The 17525-nt window shown below is 40.2% G+C and carries 20 protein-coding genes; all 20 read right to left on the minus strand.

The window, feature by feature from the left end; translation table 11 throughout:
- Positions 1-28: 28 nt before the first annotated feature.
- The 20 genes from jag to HT720_RS07590 all read right to left on the minus strand — a co-directional run bounded on the left by jag (position 29) and on the right by HT720_RS07590 (position 17222).
- A complete protein-coding gene (jag, locus tag HT720_RS07495; protein WP_173262330.1) occupies positions 29-1015 on the minus strand; it encodes an RNA-binding cell elongation regulator Jag/EloR in 987 nt (328 codons plus the stop codon).
- Between the two features lie 17 nt (positions 1016-1032).
- Entirely contained in the window at positions 1033-1857 is an 825-nt protein-coding gene (locus HT720_RS07500) for a membrane protein insertase YidC (protein ID WP_345890280.1), read from the minus strand.
- Complete coding sequence (gene rnpA / locus HT720_RS07505) at positions 1832-2203, minus strand: ribonuclease P protein component (protein ID WP_173275338.1); 372 nt, start codon at positions 2201-2203, stop codon at positions 1832-1834. Before rnpA ends, HT720_RS07500 begins: the two co-directional genes overlap by 26 nt.
- Positions 2204-2350: 147 nt before the next feature.
- Positions 2351-3541, minus strand: coding sequence for an acetate kinase (locus HT720_RS07510; RefSeq protein WP_173275342.1), 1191 nt, complete (start codon positions 3539-3541; stop codon positions 2351-2353).
- Between the two features lie 50 nt (positions 3542-3591).
- Complete coding sequence (locus HT720_RS07515; protein ID WP_173275345.1) at positions 3592-4545, minus strand: class I SAM-dependent methyltransferase; 954 nt, start codon at positions 4543-4545, stop codon at positions 3592-3594.
- Positions 4546-4605: 60 nt separating this feature from the next.
- The gene (locus HT720_RS07520; protein ID WP_173275348.1) at positions 4606-5193 is read right to left on the minus strand and encodes a class I SAM-dependent methyltransferase; all 588 of its coding nucleotides are present in this window, start codon (positions 5191-5193) and stop codon (positions 4606-4608) included.
- Between the two features lie 32 nt (positions 5194-5225).
- Positions 5226-5639 (minus strand): competence type IV pilus minor pilin ComGG, encoded by a 414-nt coding sequence (gene comGG, locus HT720_RS07525; protein WP_173275351.1) that lies wholly within the window; start codon positions 5637-5639, stop codon positions 5226-5228.
- Positions 5617-6078, minus strand: a complete 462-nt coding sequence (gene comGF / locus HT720_RS07530) for a competence type IV pilus minor pilin ComGF (protein ID WP_173275354.1) — start codon at positions 6076-6078, stop codon at positions 5617-5619. Before comGF ends, comGG begins: the two co-directional genes overlap by 23 nt.
- Positions 6041-6343, minus strand: a complete 303-nt coding sequence (gene comGE, locus HT720_RS07535; protein ID WP_188111084.1) for a competence type IV pilus minor pilin ComGE — start codon at positions 6341-6343, stop codon at positions 6041-6043. The genes comGF and comGE overlap by 38 nt, the downstream gene beginning before the upstream one ends.
- Positions 6306-6740 carry a competence type IV pilus minor pilin ComGD gene (comGD, locus tag HT720_RS07540; protein ID WP_173275356.1) on the minus strand — a complete coding sequence of 145 codons (435 nt, stop codon included), beginning with the start codon at positions 6738-6740 and terminating at the stop codon, positions 6306-6308. Before comGD ends, comGE begins: the two co-directional genes overlap by 38 nt.
- Positions 6703-7026, minus strand: a complete 324-nt coding sequence (comGC, locus tag HT720_RS07545) for a competence type IV pilus major pilin ComGC (protein ID WP_000738649.1) — start codon at positions 7024-7026, stop codon at positions 6703-6705. The genes comGD and comGC overlap by 38 nt, the downstream gene beginning before the upstream one ends.
- Position 7027: 1 nt before the next feature.
- Entirely contained in the window at positions 7028-8044 is a 1017-nt protein-coding gene (gene comGB, locus HT720_RS07550) for a competence type IV pilus assembly protein ComGB (RefSeq protein ID WP_173275510.1), read from the minus strand.
- Positions 7992-8933 (minus strand): competence type IV pilus ATPase ComGA, encoded by a 942-nt coding sequence (gene comGA / locus HT720_RS07555; protein ID WP_173275360.1) that lies wholly within the window; start codon positions 8931-8933, stop codon positions 7992-7994. The genes comGB and comGA overlap by 53 nt, the downstream gene beginning before the upstream one ends.
- A 76-nt stretch (positions 8934-9009) precedes the next feature.
- Positions 9010-9375, minus strand: coding sequence for a DUF1033 family protein (locus HT720_RS07560; RefSeq protein ID WP_000286405.1), 366 nt, complete (start codon positions 9373-9375; stop codon positions 9010-9012).
- A 150-nt stretch (positions 9376-9525) separates the two neighbouring features.
- A complete protein-coding gene (locus HT720_RS07565; protein WP_173275363.1) occupies positions 9526-10584 on the minus strand; it encodes a zinc-dependent alcohol dehydrogenase family protein in 1059 nt (352 codons plus the stop codon).
- A gap of 162 nt (positions 10585-10746) precedes the next feature.
- The gene (gene nagA / locus HT720_RS07570) at positions 10747-11898 is read right to left on the minus strand and encodes an N-acetylglucosamine-6-phosphate deacetylase (RefSeq protein WP_173275366.1); all 1152 of its coding nucleotides are present in this window, start codon (positions 11896-11898) and stop codon (positions 10747-10749) included.
- A 151-nt stretch (positions 11899-12049) separates the two neighbouring features.
- Positions 12050-13867: an acyltransferase family protein gene (locus tag HT720_RS07575; protein WP_173275369.1), complete on the minus strand. Its 1818-nt coding sequence runs from the start codon at positions 13865-13867 to the stop codon at positions 12050-12052.
- A gap of 100 nt (positions 13868-13967) precedes the next feature.
- The gene (gene tgt, locus HT720_RS07580; protein ID WP_173275373.1) at positions 13968-15110 is read right to left on the minus strand and encodes a tRNA guanosine(34) transglycosylase Tgt; all 1143 of its coding nucleotides are present in this window, start codon (positions 15108-15110) and stop codon (positions 13968-13970) included.
- A gap of 197 nt (positions 15111-15307) precedes the next feature.
- Positions 15308-16453: a site-specific integrase gene (locus HT720_RS07585; RefSeq protein ID WP_173275377.1), complete on the minus strand. Its 1146-nt coding sequence runs from the start codon at positions 16451-16453 to the stop codon at positions 15308-15310.
- Positions 16454-16625: 172 nt separating this feature from the next.
- A complete protein-coding gene (locus HT720_RS07590; RefSeq protein ID WP_173275379.1) occupies positions 16626-17222 on the minus strand; it encodes a CD20-like domain-containing protein in 597 nt (198 codons plus the stop codon).
- Between the last annotated feature and the right edge of the window lie 303 nt (positions 17223-17525).

The raw sequence follows: 17525 nt of genomic DNA on the forward strand, positions 1-17525 counted from the left end.
CAAAAAATCAGGTCAAGCCTGATTTTGTTTATTCTGTATCTACAACGACATAGCGATTGGGCTCATCACCCTCAGAATAACTAGTCACGCCATCCATACGTGAAATAATACGGTGGATAATCTTGCGTTCACTATTCGACATGGGATCTGTTTGATGACTACGTCCTTCGTCTAAAACACGAGTCGCCAATTTTTGCGCATAGGTCTGCAAAACTTCTGCACGGTGTTCAACATAATCATTGACATTGATTGTAACGTAGAAGGTTCTGGAATAGCGGTTGTAAAGATAATTTTGAGCCAACAGTTGCAAGGCCTTCAAGACTTTACCATGGTAGCCGATAATACGACCTGGTTCGTTAGTATCAATTTGCAAATTGATGCTACGACGGTTATAATCATTTGAAAGTGTGGCTTCAACATCCATGTCATCCACAATCGCTTGAACATAGGCAGTCACATCCGTAGCCACCTGAGCAATATCAAAGCTCGGTTCAACTTTCAATCCCATCTCTGTCAAGTCTTGATTTTCAGTTTGGTCTTGCTCAGTTTCAAGGTCATCAGCGCCCGCTTCTTCCCTCATCGCTTCCTCGATTTGAAGTTCATTTAAAATCTCAATGTGGCCAGTTTCTTCTAAGATAGTGCTGGCATGTCTTTCATGTTTTAAGATTTCAGCCTTGACTTCATCAGAAATACCTTGACCTTCCTCTTCAATCTTTTTAATTGCTTCTACAACATGACCCAAATCAACAGTTGCTTCACTGACTGTTTTAACAGGCTCATTCAAATCATTGATTTGTTTTGGAACTCCCTTTACAGCTTGTTGATTTGCTTTGACAACAGTCGTTTCACTAATCGCTTCAATATCTACTTGGGCTGGTTTTTTACCAAATAAACCAAGAAATCCTTTTTTCTCACGAGAAATGACTTTAATATGTGCCTTCTTCCTTGGAATATCTAATTCCTTCAATCCTTTTTGGATTGCTTCTTCAACAGTTGAACCTGTAAATACTACCATTACCAGATTCCTCCTTATTATTTCGTTTTCTGAGCCTTTTTCTTGGCTTTTCTTTTTCTATTTTCCAAATCTTTCTGTGCCTGTACTAGAGCCTCGCGCTCTGCGATAATCTTGAATGGATTGTTCAAGAAATAGGTTTGCAAGACTTGGTAAGCATTGGACACTGCCCAGTAGAGAGCGACTCCGCTCGGAGCATAGACTCCAAAAACAAAGATCAAGACTGGAATCCCATACATCATCGCAGTTGTAGCTCCGTTACGCTCAGACAAGGCTTTATTGGACAACCAAGTACTTAAAAAGGTGAATACTGCTGCTAAAATCGGGAGAACAAGGGTTGTATCTACACCACCAAGGTTAATCCATAAGAAATGACCTGTCTTTAAAAAGTCAACCCTTGATAGAGCTTGGAACAAGGCCAAAATAACTGGCATCTGAATCAAAATCGGCCAAAGAGAGTCTGACTGTCTGACACCCATTTCTTTAAAGACTTTACGCATTTCCTGCTCTAGTTTGGTTCTGCTTCCCATATCTCGACCTGGATATTGTTCTCGAAGCGCCTTAATGCGTGGTTGAGCTTCCTGCATTTTCCTAGAAGCCACCATTTGCACTTGGAAGACTGGCAAGAGCACTGTACGAATCAAGACCGTAAAGAGAATAATCCCCACTCCGATACTGATATCAAACGATAAAAAGCGAATGATTTCCGCAAAGAAGTAAACAAATTTACTCCAAAAATCAGCCGAATCGGCTGTAATATCACTAGTTGCCCCATTAGTCGCACAGGCTGTCATGATCAATAGAGACAGACCTAGCAAACTAGTCAACTGTAGTTTCTTTTTCACTCCCATTTCCTTCCTGGTAAATCTTTGATAATTTTAATACGTGGAGTAGATTTTTCTCCATCTCTGCGTATTCCAAGGTTTCGACCCCTTTCCGAGCAATGACAACAAAGTCGACATTTTCTACCAGACCCCCTTTTGCATTCTGGATAATATGTCGGATCCGTCGCTTGATTTGATTTCTAGTGACGGCATTCCCCAGTTTTTTGCTAACTGATAGACCTACTCGAAAATGGTTTTTCTGGTTCTCTAATTGGTAGACAACAAATTTACGATTAGCAAAACTTGTCCCCTCCTTGAAAATCGCCTTAAAATCTTTCTCTCTTTTTACACGAAAGTTTTTCTTCAAAACTCAACTCCATCTATTAAATTACTACTATTATACCATATTTTTCAAAAAAGCCAATCATAGCAAGGTTTTGGACAATTTCATCAGAAAAAGGAGCCGGAAAATCTCTTTCCCAACTCCTTGTATTGAATATTTTTCTAGTTTTACTTATTTTTTCAAGCGTTCAACATCACGGGCAATGACTAATTCTTCATCTGTTGGAATAACCAATACACGGATCTTCGCTGCATCTGTTGAGATGTCTCCTGTCACACCAAAGACATTCTTTTCTGGATCAACGTCACAGCCAAACCAAGAGATACCTGAAATAACATCTTCACGTACATCGGTTGCATTTTCACCAACACCTGCAGTAAAGATAATAGCATCTGCTCCATTTAGGACTGCAAGGTATTGACCGATATGTTTTTGGATACGATCAATATAGATTTCATAGGCCAAGCTAGCATCATGATCTCCTGCTTCTTTCGCAGCAATCACATCACGCATATCACTAGATTTACCTGAGACACCCATAAGCCCTGATTCACGATTAAGGACGCGACTAATGTCTTCAGGCGTGTTAAAGTCCTCTGTATATTGCATTAAGTAAGGAATGATAGCTGGGTCAATATCTCCTGTACGAGTACCCATCATCACACCACCAAGTGGAGTGAAGCCCATTGAAGTATCCACAGATTGGCCACCCTTAACAGCTGTAATAGAAGCACCATTACCGATGTGGCAAGTAATCAATTTCAAGTCCTCTAATGGACGGCCCAAGAGTTTTGCTGCTTCTCCTGCTACAAACTGGTGACTTGTCCCGTGGGCACCGTATTTACGAACCTTGTTTTCTGTGTAATATTTTGTTGGTAGAGGGTAGCGATAAGCTTTCTCTGGCATAGTTGTGTGGAATGATGTATCAAAGACAACTACACTCGTAATGTCTGGCAACAATTCCTTGAAGGCACGAACACCTGCCGCATTGGCGGGATTGTGGAGAGGAGCCAGCAAGCTCAACTCTTCAACTTTTTCTAAAACATCTCCTTCAACAACTGTTGATTCTTTGAAGTATTCTCCACCAGCAACAACACGGTGACCAACACCTGTAATCTCGTCATAAGCCTTGATAATGTCGAAACGAATCAAGTCATCCAATAAAATTTTAACAGCTTGTGTGTGATTTTCAATATCTAAAATTTGTTGTTCAGAACGGCCGTCAAATTTTACAGTTGAAATTGAATCTTTCAAACCGATACGTTCAATCAAACCTTTCGCCAATACTTTTTCTTCTGGCATTAAGTATAATTGCCATTTCAAACTTGAACTTCCTGCATTGATTGCAATTGTTTTTGTCATAACATGATACCCCTTTTTAAGCGTTTTCATCTATTATAACAAAATCTATTTTATATTTCAGTACCTTGAGTCCATTTTTGAAAATTTTCTTTAAATTTCATTAAAACACTTGCATCTTGCAAGCTAGCAAGTGGATAAACAAAAGGCTCCACTGCTATTTCATTTTTCTTCTGTAAGATAAAAATAGTCTTAGATTGTTTAGAACTGGCAAAGAGATTTTCAGGTAAACTAATCATAGCAACCAGACTTGCTTCTTCTTTCAACCAGCCTTTCAACAAGTCACTTTGAGGACTGGTCAACAAATCACTCGGAGCGAGAAAAATAGCATATCCATCTGACTTGAGGTACTTAAGCCCTTGTTCCATGAGCAAGTGATGGGCGTAAGTATGTTCTTGACTAGAAGCAACTTGATGGCGCGACGCAACGGCATTATCAGGATAATAGCCGACAGGCAAGTCGCTGATGACCACATCGCTTTCTTTGAGCATTTGTGGACGAACGGCATCTCCTTGGACAAAGCCAGCCTGCAAACCAATTACATCTGCCATACTAGCCGCCAAATCAATCAGCAAATCATCCACTTCCATTCCCAAGTAATCCACCTTTTTATCAAGCGAGGTCAAGAAAGTAGCACCCAAAATTCCCATGCCAGAACCCATTTCGAGGATAGTAATTTCCTCCTCTTTAAACAACTCTTCCACAATAAACACCAAAAGTAAAGCAATGGCATCTGGCGTAAACTGGTGATTGGCCTGCAAAGGTTCTGTTTGCCCAGCCTTCATCAATAGAAACTGGTAGGTCTTGAGCCATTCTTCTTTGCGAAGCGCTAAACGCTTAAGAGATTGATTGTTGTCTTTGACCTGTTCTAGCTCAGTCTCACCATCCAAATAGATACTGTTTTGCTCCACTAGGGCGTCATAAAAGTTGGTCGCCAAATCACTTTGAATGACTTGGACATTCTCTAGTAAATAGGTATAAGCTTGTTCAATTTTTTCAAAATCCATATTCCTATCTTATCAAATTTCCCTTCTTTTTTCCATCCTTATAGAAAAATCACTCCCTGACTAGGTGAGTGATTTTTGGGCTACTGTTAAAAAGAGCTCTGAGTAATTTCCTTGAAATAGGTCTTCAGCACTGTAAAGAATCTGACTATCAATGCTCAAAAAACCAAACTGGGCTAGCTTGTTTTCCAGTTCAACCAATTCAAATCCATGATGGTTAGCTTCTGTCTTGGTAAAATCAGCAAGTAGGAGTTGTCCATCTTCCTTCAAATGTTGATGAAACAGTGAGAGAGTCGCATCCAAATCAGGCATATGGTGAAGAACCCGACTAACAACAATGCAATCAAACTCTTGCTCCAAGGGTTTTTCCAGTAAATCTTGCTCCAAAAATTGGATATTCTTGATGTCTTGCTGCTCCGCTTTCAAACGAGCTTGCTCCAGCATTTTCTCCGAAATATCCACCAATGTTACAGACTTGGCCTGCTTGGCTAGGGGCAAGGTTAACAGACCCGTCCCTCCACCGAAATCCAAAATTTCTTTGTCTGATAGAAGATCAATCTGTTTCTCGACTGCTTGACATACCAAATTTGCAAGAAAGATATTTTTAGGGGAATCAAAAGTTTCTGCTTTGTGGTTAAAATCATGTTTCATGCTTTTAGTTTAACACAAAGTAGCTTAATTGGCTAGGAATTCTCTTTCTTTTCAGATTTCTCTTCTGATTTTTTCTTCTCCGCTTTTTCGCTTGAATCGGTCGCTACCTCTTCCTTTTTCTCTGTTTTCTCTTCTTTGATTTTGACTGAAGGAAACAGAAATTCATATTGGCTCTTAGGCGTATGAACCCTTGTCACCAAGTTTGTTTTCTTATTTTGATAACTCACCTGACCTAGATTAAAGACCTGTTCTCCACTTTCTTGCTCAACCTTATCTTTGGTTCGCTTGGCCATAGCAAAAGCAATCAGCTTTTCTTTATTCAAAGCATAGTCTTGATAGTGGGCGACTTGTCTGTTCAAGTAAAATTGTAACAAAAGACTAAAGATGGCTGCCATAGTGACTGCATAGAGGAGAACACCTGCCTTAACTTTTTGCTTTTTCCACACGATAGATGAACTCCCTTTCTAAGCCTTTTTGGAATTGAAAACGAAAGCGAACCAGTTGATTCTCCTCTGTAATCTGCGCAGATTTGAGTCCATAAACCATAGGCTGATAACCCCGTCCACTGGCATCTGTTTTACGAAAATCATCCGATTTTGACTTACCTATCGCAATTTCCTTGCCATCCTGCTTCATATAGATGCGATTGCCCTCCACTTTTTCAAACTGCGAACGGTCTAACTCTGCCTCCAGCTGATCCACAAACAAGAGCCACTCCTTTTGCTCGCTTTGTTGCTGGTATCGAACTTCTGAAATAAGGAGCTGACTCATGGCTTGAAAGAGAAGTAAGCTTCCACTGATGACAATGAGGGCAATCAGGGATTCTAACAAGGTAAAAGCCTTGACCTTATGGCTCTTTGATTGCCAACAACTGTTCTGAACCATAGTAGACCTCCAATCCCTTTTCACTAGAAAACACCTGAATCTCAACTCCGTTTATGTTTACCTGATTTTGACCTGTCTGCAGAGCCATCTTAGCCACCCTCAAGACTTCTTCCTTTTGCAAGATTTTTGCTTCTTCTTGTCTATTTTTCTGAATTTGTCCTAAAAGGAGGGTCGCAATGCTGGCAAAGATAGCTAGAGCAACTACTGCTTCCAGTAAAATCACTGCCCTAATTTTTTGTTTCCTTAATGCGTTTAATTTTTCCATTTCCTAGATATAATTGATAACGAATCGCTCCTTTGCTGGTCTGAAATTCAACCTTAGCCAGGGACGAATTGCCCCCAGCTCGGTCAAATGTGATACTTTGTCCTGATGGTGCCTGAATTCCTTTAGGAACTGTCAACTTTTGACCGCCATTGCTAATGGTCTGCCCATCTAAGTTCAGACTAGTCTTTTGCTGACTGGCTACACTGCGTTTTTGGGTTTCCCTATAGAGTTCTTCAAACTCCATAAAGAAAATCTGCTCCTCTACCGCCGCAAAAGTGGACTGGACAGAGCCGGATAAGCCCAAGGCTACGATACTCACAAGACCCAAAACCAAGAGGCTTTCCAGCATGGTAAAGGCCTTAATCCGCGACCGTTTGAGTCTTATTTTGTTTTGCATGATATTCTTTATAAGCTTTAGCTTGCTCTTCTGTGATGCGATCATCTGCTTGTAATTTGCTTAGAGTAGCCTCTTCATTTTTATTCAAACTATAAAGTTCTGCCTGGCTTTCCACCACCTTAACAACAGCAGCTTTTCCTTTGTCATTGACCGCTTCTTTTTGCTTGGTCAAATTAGGTACAAAGAGCAAGAGAAGCACGCTGATGATTAAAAGGACCACTAACATCTCTACCAGAGTGAAAGCTTTAACCTTAGCTTTTTTCAAGAATGTCATCATTTTTTTCATATTAAAAATTTACCTCCATATTTTGATACATGGGCATGAGCATTGCCGCATAAAGTAAAACGATAATCAGAGCCACAAAGATAAAAACCAGTGGCTGTACTAAGTTCATGGTGCGGTTGACTCGGGTAAAAAAGGCTTCCCAAGTTTTTTCAGCATAGATTTCCAACTCACTACCCAGCTTGGACTTGACTTCCCCATACTCGATAATGAGGCTCAACTCCTTCTTAAAAAAAGTATAGGTTGCTATGGTTTGAGAAAATTCGCGGCCACTTTGTAGGGATTGAGCTAGGTCTTGACCGATTTCTTTAAAGAGCTGTGAACCTTGTTCCTGCATGATCTGAAAAATCTGCGTCAGCTCCATTCCCTGCGAAATCATATTCCCCCACTCACGCGCATAATAGGCTGTCAAATAGGTCTGCACAAAGATTCCAAGAAAGGGAAGGCGTGCTAAGATAGAAAAGACGCGCATCTTAGAACTTCTTTTATAAAAAGTTAGTGCTAAAAGGGCAAGTATGGAAACAAACCCTACCATGCCTAGAAAGATTTGTGGCAGATTGCCAATGATTTGGGTGGCAATATTGCTACTATCCAGTTGTGGTAGTAGGTAGTTCCGTAGCCCCAGCATGATTAAGAGAAGAAAACCTAGCAAAATCAAAGGATAAGTCGCTACTTCAATTAGTTTTTTCTTAACCTTGGCCAGATTGTCCAGATACTCTTCTATCTTTCCCAAACTCAGGTGGAGATTTCCATGGACTTCCGCTAGGGATAACTGAGTGACAATGGCACTTGAAAAACCCAAACTTTCCATCATTTCTGAGAATGATTTTCCCTGAGACAAACCCGTGAGCATCTGGGTCACACACTGCTTATCCAACAAGGCACTCCTATCTAAAAAGGAGATAGTCTCCACCAGATGAAAACCGCTGGAAAAGAGATTGTTAAACAGGGTGATGATATTTTTTTGCTTAGCTGTAGCTAATTTTTTCCGTTTCAGCCTGAAGACTTGTGATATGTCCATCTTTAAAAAGCTGGTCAATCTGTTCATTCCAGCTAGTTGGCTGGTGTTCTTGATAGCCTTTGTTTGCAAAGTCAACGATTCCTCCTCCCCCGATTAATCTCTGGTAGCAGACTCCTTGCAGAACGACTGCTAATTCTTCCTCACTCACACCCAACTCCAGCAAGCGCTCATAAACACCTCGAATACTCTTGGCGTGAATGGTTGAAAAGACTGTCGCCCCTGTCAAACTGGCTCTGACCACTGCACGCGCCGTCTCGCTGTCCCGAATTTCTCCGATAATCAAGAGATCTGGTCGATGTCGCAAGGAAAGCTTAATCAGATTTTCATAGGTCAGTCCGATTGCTTCATTTAGCTGTAACTGGAGCATGTCGTCCTGCTTGATTTCGACTGGATCTTCAATAGACATAACCTGTTGCCCCTTAAAAATGGACTTAGCTAATTCATGCATCAAGGTTGTCTTGCCACTACCGACCGGACCAGCAAAAAGATAAAGTCCCCGTTGCCTGTACTGCTTGCCCAATTCATCCATATCCTGAAACCAAAAATGCAAATCCTGCTCCTCATCATGCAATAAACGAATAACTAAACTCTCATGCCCTCGATAATCGCCTACAGTAGATAGACGTAGAGACGCCATCTTCTGGTCATAGGCATAATCACAGGAACCAAGCTGACTACGTCTTTTTTCTCCAACATTCATACCCGCCACAAACTTAAAGTGACTGATAACGGTCGCAAACTTTTCAAAATCATAACAACCAATTCTACAGCGCTCGTCTCCTATCCTCATATGAAGCTCATAGGCGTCTAACTTAGGGACAAAATAAATATCCTGCGCCCCTTTTTTCCGGGCCGAACGAATGATTTCTTGTGCAATTTCTTGAACCATACTTACCTCCTCACCTATACTATTCGCAAAGATTTGGGAAAATAAAAAAAGCAACTCCAAAAAAGTTACTTTTTCTCTATTTTAATTTCATACGGCAAGAACGGTGCCTTTCCTTACCTGTTTGTTTTTCATAGCCTGGGCGTAGTTTTTCATCTGGAATAACCTGCTCATCCTGTAAAAGAGCTAAAGAATGGTATTGTTGTAAATACTCATCACATTCATCGCACCAGCGTTGGTCTTCCGGGTCCCAAAAAATGGTCATCAAATCGCTTCTACTTTTATAAAGAGGGGATTCTTGTTCCAATCTAAACCAGCAAGTTTTGTAGTATTTGAGAGCATCATAATACTGATCAAATTTCTTACTTGCTACAATATCTTCTTCCCAACCTTCTAAGAACCACCACGGTTCAAAATCTCCGTACATTTCTATAACACGATACATATTCATTCATTCCTTTGTACCGTATATTATAACTAATTCCGCTAGACAAGGAAAGAAATATGCTCATTTCTTAATTTCTCGATAAAAAATCCAGCCATCTGATGGATGACTGAATTTCTATTTGCTTATGTTCCAAAATCTTGTTACTACCTAGGCTTCAGAAATATCGTTTTCGATAATGACCTTAATGGCATGGTGGTCTGCTGCCTTACTGAAGACTTCATAGGCTTTTTCAATTTCACTGAGTTTGAAATAGTGAGTTACCAATTTTTCTGGTTCAATCTTATGACTTTCAAGTGCTTTCAACAATTGTGGAGTTGTATTTGTAGATACCAAACCAGTTGTTACATTGATGTTACGAATCCAAAGTTTATCTAAATCGAATTCAACTGGTTTACCGTGTACACCACAGTTAGCAACTGTTCCATCTACACCGATAATCTTTTGACAGAAATCAAATGTTGCAGGAATACCAACAGCTTCGATAGCGACATCCACACCACGACCATCTGTCAAATCATAAATTTCTTTAATGGCTTTTTCAGGGTCTGAAGAATTAACCTTATGAGTCGCACCGAATGATACAGCAGTTTCCAAGCGGTTATCGTCTAGGTCTACCATAATCAATTTAGCTGGTGAGTAGAATTGAGCTGTCAAAAGAGCAGCCAATCCAACTGGTCCTGAACCAATAATAGCTACGCTGCAACCAGGTTCTACTTTCCCTTTCAAGACACCAATTTCATATCCAGTAGGCAGAATGTCTGATAGCATAACCAAGGCTTCATCTGACAAGTCTTCTGGAGTATGGTAAAGAGTGTTATCTGCATGAGGGACACGTAAATATTCAGCCTGCATACCATCAATCAAGTGACCGAAAATCCAGCCCCCTTCGTCTTCACAGTGGGCATAAATTCCTTTTTTACAGTAGTAGCATTTACCACAGGCACAGACACAAGAAATCAAGACCTTATCGCCTTTTTTGAAGTTAGAAACTCCTTCCCCAACTTCTTCAACAATCCCAATCCCTTCGTGACCAAGAATGGTACCACTTTGGCAAGCAGGAACGTCCCCTTTGATAATATGGAGGTCTGTTCCACAAATAGTGGTTTTTACGATACGCACAATAGCGTCTGTTGGCTTGCGAAGCACTGGTTTGTCAACGTCAACAAAAGAAGCAAGTCCTGGTTTAACATAAGTATAGGCTTTCATAAAGCACTCCTCCGTTTTTTTATTTGTACTATTTATAATATAATTGTAAACCTTTTCATTTGCTTGTTCAAGATTTTTTGTGATTTTTTTAACTTTTTTATTTACTGGTAAAGCAATATAGATAAAAAAGCAGAAGCTAATCTCTAACTTCTGCCTTCTCTCTTATGCTTGATAACGTTTCACTCCATCTAGGTAGGTTGCTACCAATCCCAAATCTTTATCTAATACGATAAAGTCCGCATCATAACCTTCACGGATTTGTCCACAAACATCATCAATGTGAACAGATTTTGCTGGGTTAAGGCTAGCCATCATGACCGCCTCGTGTGGATTCGCAATTCCCCATTCAACAACATTTTTCAAACCGTCTTTAAGTTTGAGAATAGAACCTGCCAAATTACCTGTCGATTTGAGGCGTGCAGTTCCATTGGCAACGACAACTGGGAATTCTCCCAACATATAGTCACCGTCTTCAAGCCCACCAGCTGTCATACAGTCCGTAATAAGAGCGATGTTTTCTGTTCCTTTTTGTTTGATAAGAATTTCGCAGGCCTTTGGATCTACGTGGTGACCGTCACAGATCAACTCTGCATAGGTATGTGGCAATTGATACATGGCACCAACCATACCCAGTTCACGGTGCGTCAACCCACGCATCCCATTGTAGGCATGTACCCAAACACTAGCCCCAGCATCTACTGCCTTTTTAGCCTCATCAAAAGTTGCATTTGAATGCCCAAGAGCAACCGTCACACCTTCGTCCGTAACTGTACGTACAAAGTCTTCTACACCTTCACGCTCTGGCGCAAGAGCAATTTTGTTTAGCAAACCATTTGCTGCTTTTTGCCAAGCACGAAACTCATCCATGCGAGGATCTTTCATGTAAGCAGGATTTTGAGCCCCCTTGTATTTCTCTGTGAAATAAGGCCCTTCAAAATAAATTCCACGAATTTTCGCACCACTTGCTTCTTGGTAACGAGCACCGATATTTTCAGTTACCGCCAGCAATTGCTCATAAGTCGATGTCAAAGTGGTTGGCAAGAAGCTCGTTACCCCCATGCTGAGTAGTCCTTCACTCATAGTATGAAGCGTTCCTTCGATGTTATTATCCATAACATCCACACCACCAAATCCATGAATGTGGGTATCCACAAGTCCTGGGGCAATGCTATAACCTGTATAGTCAATCACCTCAGCCCCTTCAGGAATCTGCTCGACATGTTTTCCAAACTTGCCATCCACAAGTTCCAAATAACCACCACGACGAACTCCGTGTGGGTAGAAAAATTGATCCGCTTTAATATAGTTAGGCATAATATTAACCTCCTTAAAAGATTTATTCTACAATTTATTATGTCAATTACATTATAAACCTTTCTTTTTTATTTGTAAATGGTATAGACCTATTTTTTGGAGATATTTTAAAAGAGCTGGATTTCTCCAACTCTTCTCTTTTTAATACAAGTTATTTTGATTTAACGGGCTTGTCTTGAGCTGTTTTCAAGGCTGTGGCAATGGTATCTGCATACAATTGTGCTCCTGCTTCAATAGTGCTAGTGTCACTTCCGAAATGGACTTGGTCTGTTCCTGCCCAAATTTCTGGATGCTCTTTCGCAACTTGATTCCAATCTGCTATCGTGATGTAAGGTGTCTTCTCTGCCAATTCTCTCATATAGGCAGCAGCCTTCTCAACGATGGCATAGGTCTCTTTTGTCTTATCTCCCTCATAAGGAGTCACCAAAACCATATGATGGCCCTTAGGAAGATTTTTCACGATACTATCCCAATCTTCCTTGTAATTTTCAGGATTATTCACACCAGTTGCAATAACTACCATCTTTGGTAGAAATTTATTCTGGCTATTGTTTAGCATGATTTCATTGGCATTCTTGGTTGTTCTGCTGACCTGAGCATTTATCTGTGCTCCAGGAAGGGCTGTCTGCAAAGCTGTATTTGCCCTTAAAGCAACCGAGTCACCAATTAACATAGTGCCATCAGCAATTCCCAAACTATCAGCTTCTGCTCGTTCTGCCATCACCTTGGTCTGGCTAATATTTGTTGCAGCTTGCTTCAAACCATTGACAGTTAAGTCTGTCTCAAACGCTCCCACTTGTGGTGCCAACAGAGTTACTAAGAAGACAATGAAGGCCAAGATTCCTGTACTTGTTGCAAGAATTGCGTGAATATAAGGCAGGGGACGAAGAGTTTGTATAATAGGTGTGTTCTTTCCTGCAATCCAAGGTTCCAATACATAGAATGATAGGCTAGCAAAGCCATAAGAAAAAATCAAAGTCAGCAACACAGCAAAAGGATTTGAGGTCAACTGTGAGAAAATAATATAGAAAGGCCAATGGAAAAGATAAACCGCATAGCTAGTATCTGCTAAAAAACTAATAATCTTTGGTTCCTGTACGTTAGGAGTCTTTTCATGTAAGACACGCGCCGCCAGAATCATAGTAAGGGCTGCAAGACTGGCAAGCAGGAAGCCAATAAGATAGGCAAAGAGATAGGTAAATTTGACTAAAAAAGTCAAAATGAGTAAGAAGCCAAAAGCTCCTGCAAAAATCAACAGGGTCTTGCGTAAATCCCAGATTTTATCCAACTGCTTGACGAGGGAAGTCGTCTGACGAACGCCTACAATCGTTGCTAGGATACTTCCCAAAAAGAATGGATAGACATGAGTTAAACTGGAGAAGTAAACAGAGGAATAAGAGGTTACTAGAAAACTACCAATAAACATGGAGAAGAAACTAATCAAGAAGGCAGCAGCAGATAAAAGAAAGACCATTCCTCTCAACTGACCATTTGATCTGGACTGTTTAGATAAGAACCAAACTGCCAATCCCCAGAGTATATAGTAGTGAACCTCAACAGCCAAGCTCCAATTATGAACAAACAAATGTGGAATGAACTGAGATTCATAACTCCCACCTGTTAGAAGTTCATAGAAGTTGGTCATAAAGCCTAAGACACCTGCAATCTGACCACCAATTCCAGCCACATAATCTTGCCGAACTAGAAAAGTAAAGGGCATGGTTACCAAGACCATCAAAACCACAGGTGGCACAATCCGATAAAAACGTCTCCTAAAAAATCCTATCAAGTCAATCTCGTGATTTTTAGAAAATTCTTCGATAAGTAGAGCCGTAATCAGAAAGCCTGAAAATGTGAAAAAGACATCCACCCCGAAAAATCCTCCAGGAAAGATGGTCTGAAAGAAGTGATATAAGAGTACCAGTAGTAAACCAGTAATCCTAATCAAGGAAAACCATTTAATGCGCATACGAGTTTATTCTCCCTTTCATTATACACTTTATTCTATCAAAAAAAGAAGAAAAATCCTAAGAGAAAACTTAGGATTTTTAGCTTATATCAATTCCATTTTAGAAATTACGTCCTGATTTATTATAGCCATATTTTTCCACAAAATACTCACGGAATTCCAAGAGATTGTCATCCATGATGGCTTGTCGCACTTGCTTCATCAGGTTAAGCAAGAAGTAAAGATTATGATAGCTTGTCAAGCGGATACCAAAGGTTTCATCAGCCTTGAGCAGGTGACGAAGGTAGGCGCGTGTGTAGTTCTTACATGTGTAGCAATCACATTCAGGATCCAGTGGTGTAAAGTCCTCAGCAAACTGGGCATTTTTGACAACCAAACGTCCCTGACTGGTCATACAAGTCCCATTACGAGCGATACGAGTCGGCAGGACACAGTCAAACATATCCACCCCACGAATCACCCCATCAATCAAGCTATCTGGCGCTCCCACACCCATCAAATAGCGAGGTTTATTTTCAGGCAGCAGTTGAGTTGTAAAGTCCAAGACAGCATTCATCTCTTCGTGGGTTTCTCCCACTGCCAAACCACCAATAGAGTAGCCTGGGAAGCCCATGCTGACAAGTTCGTGAGCTGATTGGCGACGCAGGTCTTCAAATCCTGCCCCCTGCACAATCCCAAATAGCCCTTGGTCATGCGGACGACGGTGAGCCTTCAGACCACGCTCAGCCCAACGGCTGGTACGCTCGATTGATTTCTTAACGTAGTCATAAGGCTGATAAAACTGAGGACATTCGTCAAAGGACATCATGATGTCTGAGCCCAGATTATTCTGAATAGAAATAGCTTTTTCTGGCGATAGGAACATCTTAGAACCATTGAGATGGTTTTTAAAGGTTACCCCTTCTTCTGTGATATTGCGGCTATCTGCTAAGGAATAAACCTGGAAACCACCACTATCCGTCAAGATTGGCTGGTCCCAGTTCATGAACTTATGAAGACCGCCTGCGCGTGCGATGAGTTCATCTCCAGGGCGAAGCCAGAGATGATAGGTGTTTGACAGGATAATTCCCGAACCCATCTCCTTCAATTCTTCAGGCGACTGAGTTTTGACAGTGGCTTGTGTCCCAACTGGCATAAACATAGGTGTTGGGAAAGTACCGTGGGGAGTGATGATTTCTCCCAGACGAGCTCCTGTGTGTTTTTCTTTCTTAATCAAACGATATTTGATTGGTGAATCTGACATTTTTTACCTCCGAAGCTGGGAAAAACAGTCCCAGTTCATACTTTGTGCCCAAGGGCATACTGTATGATTTTATCAAAAAAAGTAGGAACTGTCACGAACTATGGTATAAACTGCTCACGGTTTCCTAGTCCCTTGAAATCAGTGGGTTTCTAGCATGTCTACCAAAAGTGAATACGAGATTGAATACGACTCTACTTTTAGCTGGATCGGATGAAATCCATGAGCTGATTAACGACTTCAACACGTTGATTATCGTTGATGTGGGTATACATATCAAGGGTAGTTTGAACATTATTATGACCTAATCTGTCCGAAATAATTTTTGCTGTAATACCAGCTTCAAATAGGAGAGAAGCGTGTGTATGTCTAAACCCGTGAGGCGAAATTTTTTTAAGATTATTGTGTTTACGAAAGAATCTTAAAAGTTTCACTTTCATAGTTGCAGCTAAAAGCCATCCCCCGTCATTGTTCGTAAAAATATAATTCAAATCATGTTTATAAGGCACACCAGCCTGGAAATATTCTTTTATTTGCTGTCGTTTCCAGAGTTTTAATACATTCAGAGTTTCATCATCTAAGGTGATAACCCTCTTACTCCTTTTGGTTTTAGGATCCTGAACAGTTTGTTTTTTACCAATCACGACAGCCGTGCGAGAAATGCTTAACAACTTATTTTCAAAGTCAACATCTGACCACATGAGGCCAATTGCTTCTCCAGTTCTCAATCCAGAAAAAGCGAGTAAGTGGAAAAAAGTGTAGTTTACTGGTTTACAATTTGCTTTGTAAACTTTAAGAAACTCGGTTAGTTCCTGTTTTGTATAGTAGTTTTCTTTGCCCTTTAATGGCCTATTTTTAGGCTTGATAATCTTGTCTAAAGGATTTGACTTAATGATGTCAATAGAAGTGGCATACTTGAAAATACGGCTGATTACAGAGTAGTAATTGGCATAGAGGATATAGCGATTACTTAACTTAATAGCAACCTTCTGACAATAAGCTACACTGATCTGCTGAATCTTCATATCTGTAAAATATGAGTCAATCATAATATTAAGTTTTTTCTTAGTATTCTGATATGTTGTTGGTTTCACAGTGCTCTTATAGCTATCAAGCCATAACTCAGCAACTTCAGCGAAAGTAGGGTTCTGGAAATCTTCATTGTTTGAAAAACCATTCTCTTCAACGTCTAAGAGAAGGTCACGTTCGGCTGCCTTGGCCTCTTTAATGGTTTTAAAACCACGGCGTGTTGTCCGTTTTTCTTTTCCAGTAGCAGGGTCTATGCCCAGGTATGTTTGAAAGAGATATCTAGTCTCTCCTTTTTTTGTAATATATTTTTTTATCATAAAAAGTCCTTTCTTTTCGATTGCTTGCCCGCATAGTTGAAAAGGTGTAGAACTTATGATAAACTATAGTTGTATTTTTTTATCATCCTTTCCATTGCTTGCTTGATGGAAAGTTTAATCCTCACACTCAAAGTTTGGCGATGGAGAGTGTGGGGATTTTTTGTTGTCTTTTTTACTCTAGACCTGAGCTGATTTTAGAAGTCAACAAGAAAGAACCGTCGTCTTGTTTTGAAAACGAAAGAATAACGCTCTTATATTTGCTACCAGTAGAAGTATATGATACTGTCTTGCTGTCGTGGTCATTTACTGAACTAGTTGTCACATTGTTAGGTTCTCCGTGAACGCTAGCAACGTCATCGTAGTTAGTTCCACCAGCTCCATAGTTGATAATATCACCAACTTGAAGCGCATCAAACTGTTCTTTTGTCCAGTTAAATTTAGCATCTTCCTCTTTTTGAGATGATTCGATAGAAGAACTTACAGAGCTAACAGTCTCTTCAATGTTTTTACCTAGTTCTTTCAATGATTTAGCGTACATTGCTTGAGTTACTAATACAATAGCAATAGACACGACTGCTAGAACCGTCCCAATAATAGCTAGTGTTTTTGGTCTTTTTCGATTTACTGCAAAACCAATTAAACCGAAGATAAGAGCTAAAATAGCTAGAATGAATGAAAAATTATTGATGATAGGCATCCATGAGCCAAGTAGAGCAATTGCTCCAAAAATAATAGCTAAAATACCTAAAACTTTGCGTTCTTGTTTCATAATGAAACCTCTCTATCAGCTTTTAGTGTGGATCAGTTATTGCACATATTTTTATTTCTGTTTTTTACATGCCAACTATTTCCAAAATGGAAACAGTTGGCAGCTCGTCAGATAATAAAATAAGGTGTACCTCTTAGAAGTACACCAGACGATTTTATCCTTGACGAACAAGGCTTTTTTACATTCTTAGTGTATTTCTTTTTTTAATTTCTGTCAAACGTCAACTTATTTTAACGACTTATGTTTACTAGAATATGAAAAGAAAAGTAGCCGTATCAAATACGGCTACCATCACGATATGGA

This window comes from Streptococcus sp. 68, assembly GCF_013277415.1.
Lineage (GTDB): Bacteria > Bacillota > Bacilli > Lactobacillales > Streptococcaceae > Streptococcus.

Coding starts and splice junctions, on each gene's coding strand:
- jag (WP_173262330.1), bottom strand. CDS start 1,015: ATGGTAGTATTTACAGGTTCAACTGTTGAAGAAGCAATCCAAAAAGGA.
- HT720_RS07510 (WP_173275342.1), bottom strand. CDS start 3,541: ATGACAAAAACAATTGCAATCAATGCAGGAAGTTCAAGTTTGAAATGG.
- HT720_RS07515 (WP_173275345.1), bottom strand. CDS start 4,545: ATGGATTTTGAAAAAATTGAACAAGCTTATACCTATTTACTAGAGAAT.
- HT720_RS07520 (WP_173275348.1), bottom strand. CDS start 5,193: ATGAAACATGATTTTAACCACAAAGCAGAAACTTTTGATTCCCCTAAA.
- comGF (WP_173275354.1), bottom strand. CDS start 6,078: ATGGTTCAGAACAGTTGTTGGCAATCAAAGAGCCATAAGGTCAAGGCT.
- comGE (WP_188111084.1), bottom strand. CDS start 6,343: ATGGAAAAATTAAACGCATTAAGGAAACAAAAAATTAGGGCAGTGATT.
- comGD (WP_173275356.1), bottom strand. CDS start 6,740: ATGCAAAACAAAATAAGACTCAAACGGTCGCGGATTAAGGCCTTTACC.
- comGC (WP_000738649.1), bottom strand. CDS start 7,026: ATGAAAAAAATGATGACATTCTTGAAAAAAGCTAAGGTTAAAGCTTTC.
- comGB (WP_173275510.1), bottom strand. CDS start 8,044: ATGGACATATCACAAGTCTTCAGGCTGAAACGGAAAAAATTAGCTACA.
- comGA (WP_173275360.1), bottom strand. CDS start 8,933: ATGGTTCAAGAAATTGCACAAGAAATCATTCGTTCGGCCCGGAAAAAA.
- HT720_RS07560 (WP_000286405.1), bottom strand. CDS start 9,375: ATGTATCGTGTTATAGAAATGTACGGAGATTTTGAACCGTGGTGGTTC.
- HT720_RS07565 (WP_173275363.1), bottom strand. CDS start 10,584: ATGAAAGCCTATACTTATGTTAAACCAGGACTTGCTTCTTTTGTTGAC.
- nagA (WP_173275366.1), bottom strand. CDS start 11,898: ATGCCTAACTATATTAAAGCGGATCAATTTTTCTACCCACACGGAGTT.
- HT720_RS07575 (WP_173275369.1), bottom strand. CDS start 13,867: ATGCGCATTAAATGGTTTTCCTTGATTAGGATTACTGGTTTACTACTG.
- tgt (WP_173275373.1), bottom strand. CDS start 15,110: ATGTCAGATTCACCAATCAAATATCGTTTGATTAAGAAAGAAAAACAC.
- HT720_RS07585 (WP_173275377.1), bottom strand. CDS start 16,453: ATGATAAAAAAATATATTACAAAAAAAGGAGAGACTAGATATCTCTTT.
- HT720_RS07590 (WP_173275379.1), bottom strand. CDS start 17,222: ATGAAACAAGAACGCAAAGTTTTAGGTATTTTAGCTATTATTTTTGGA.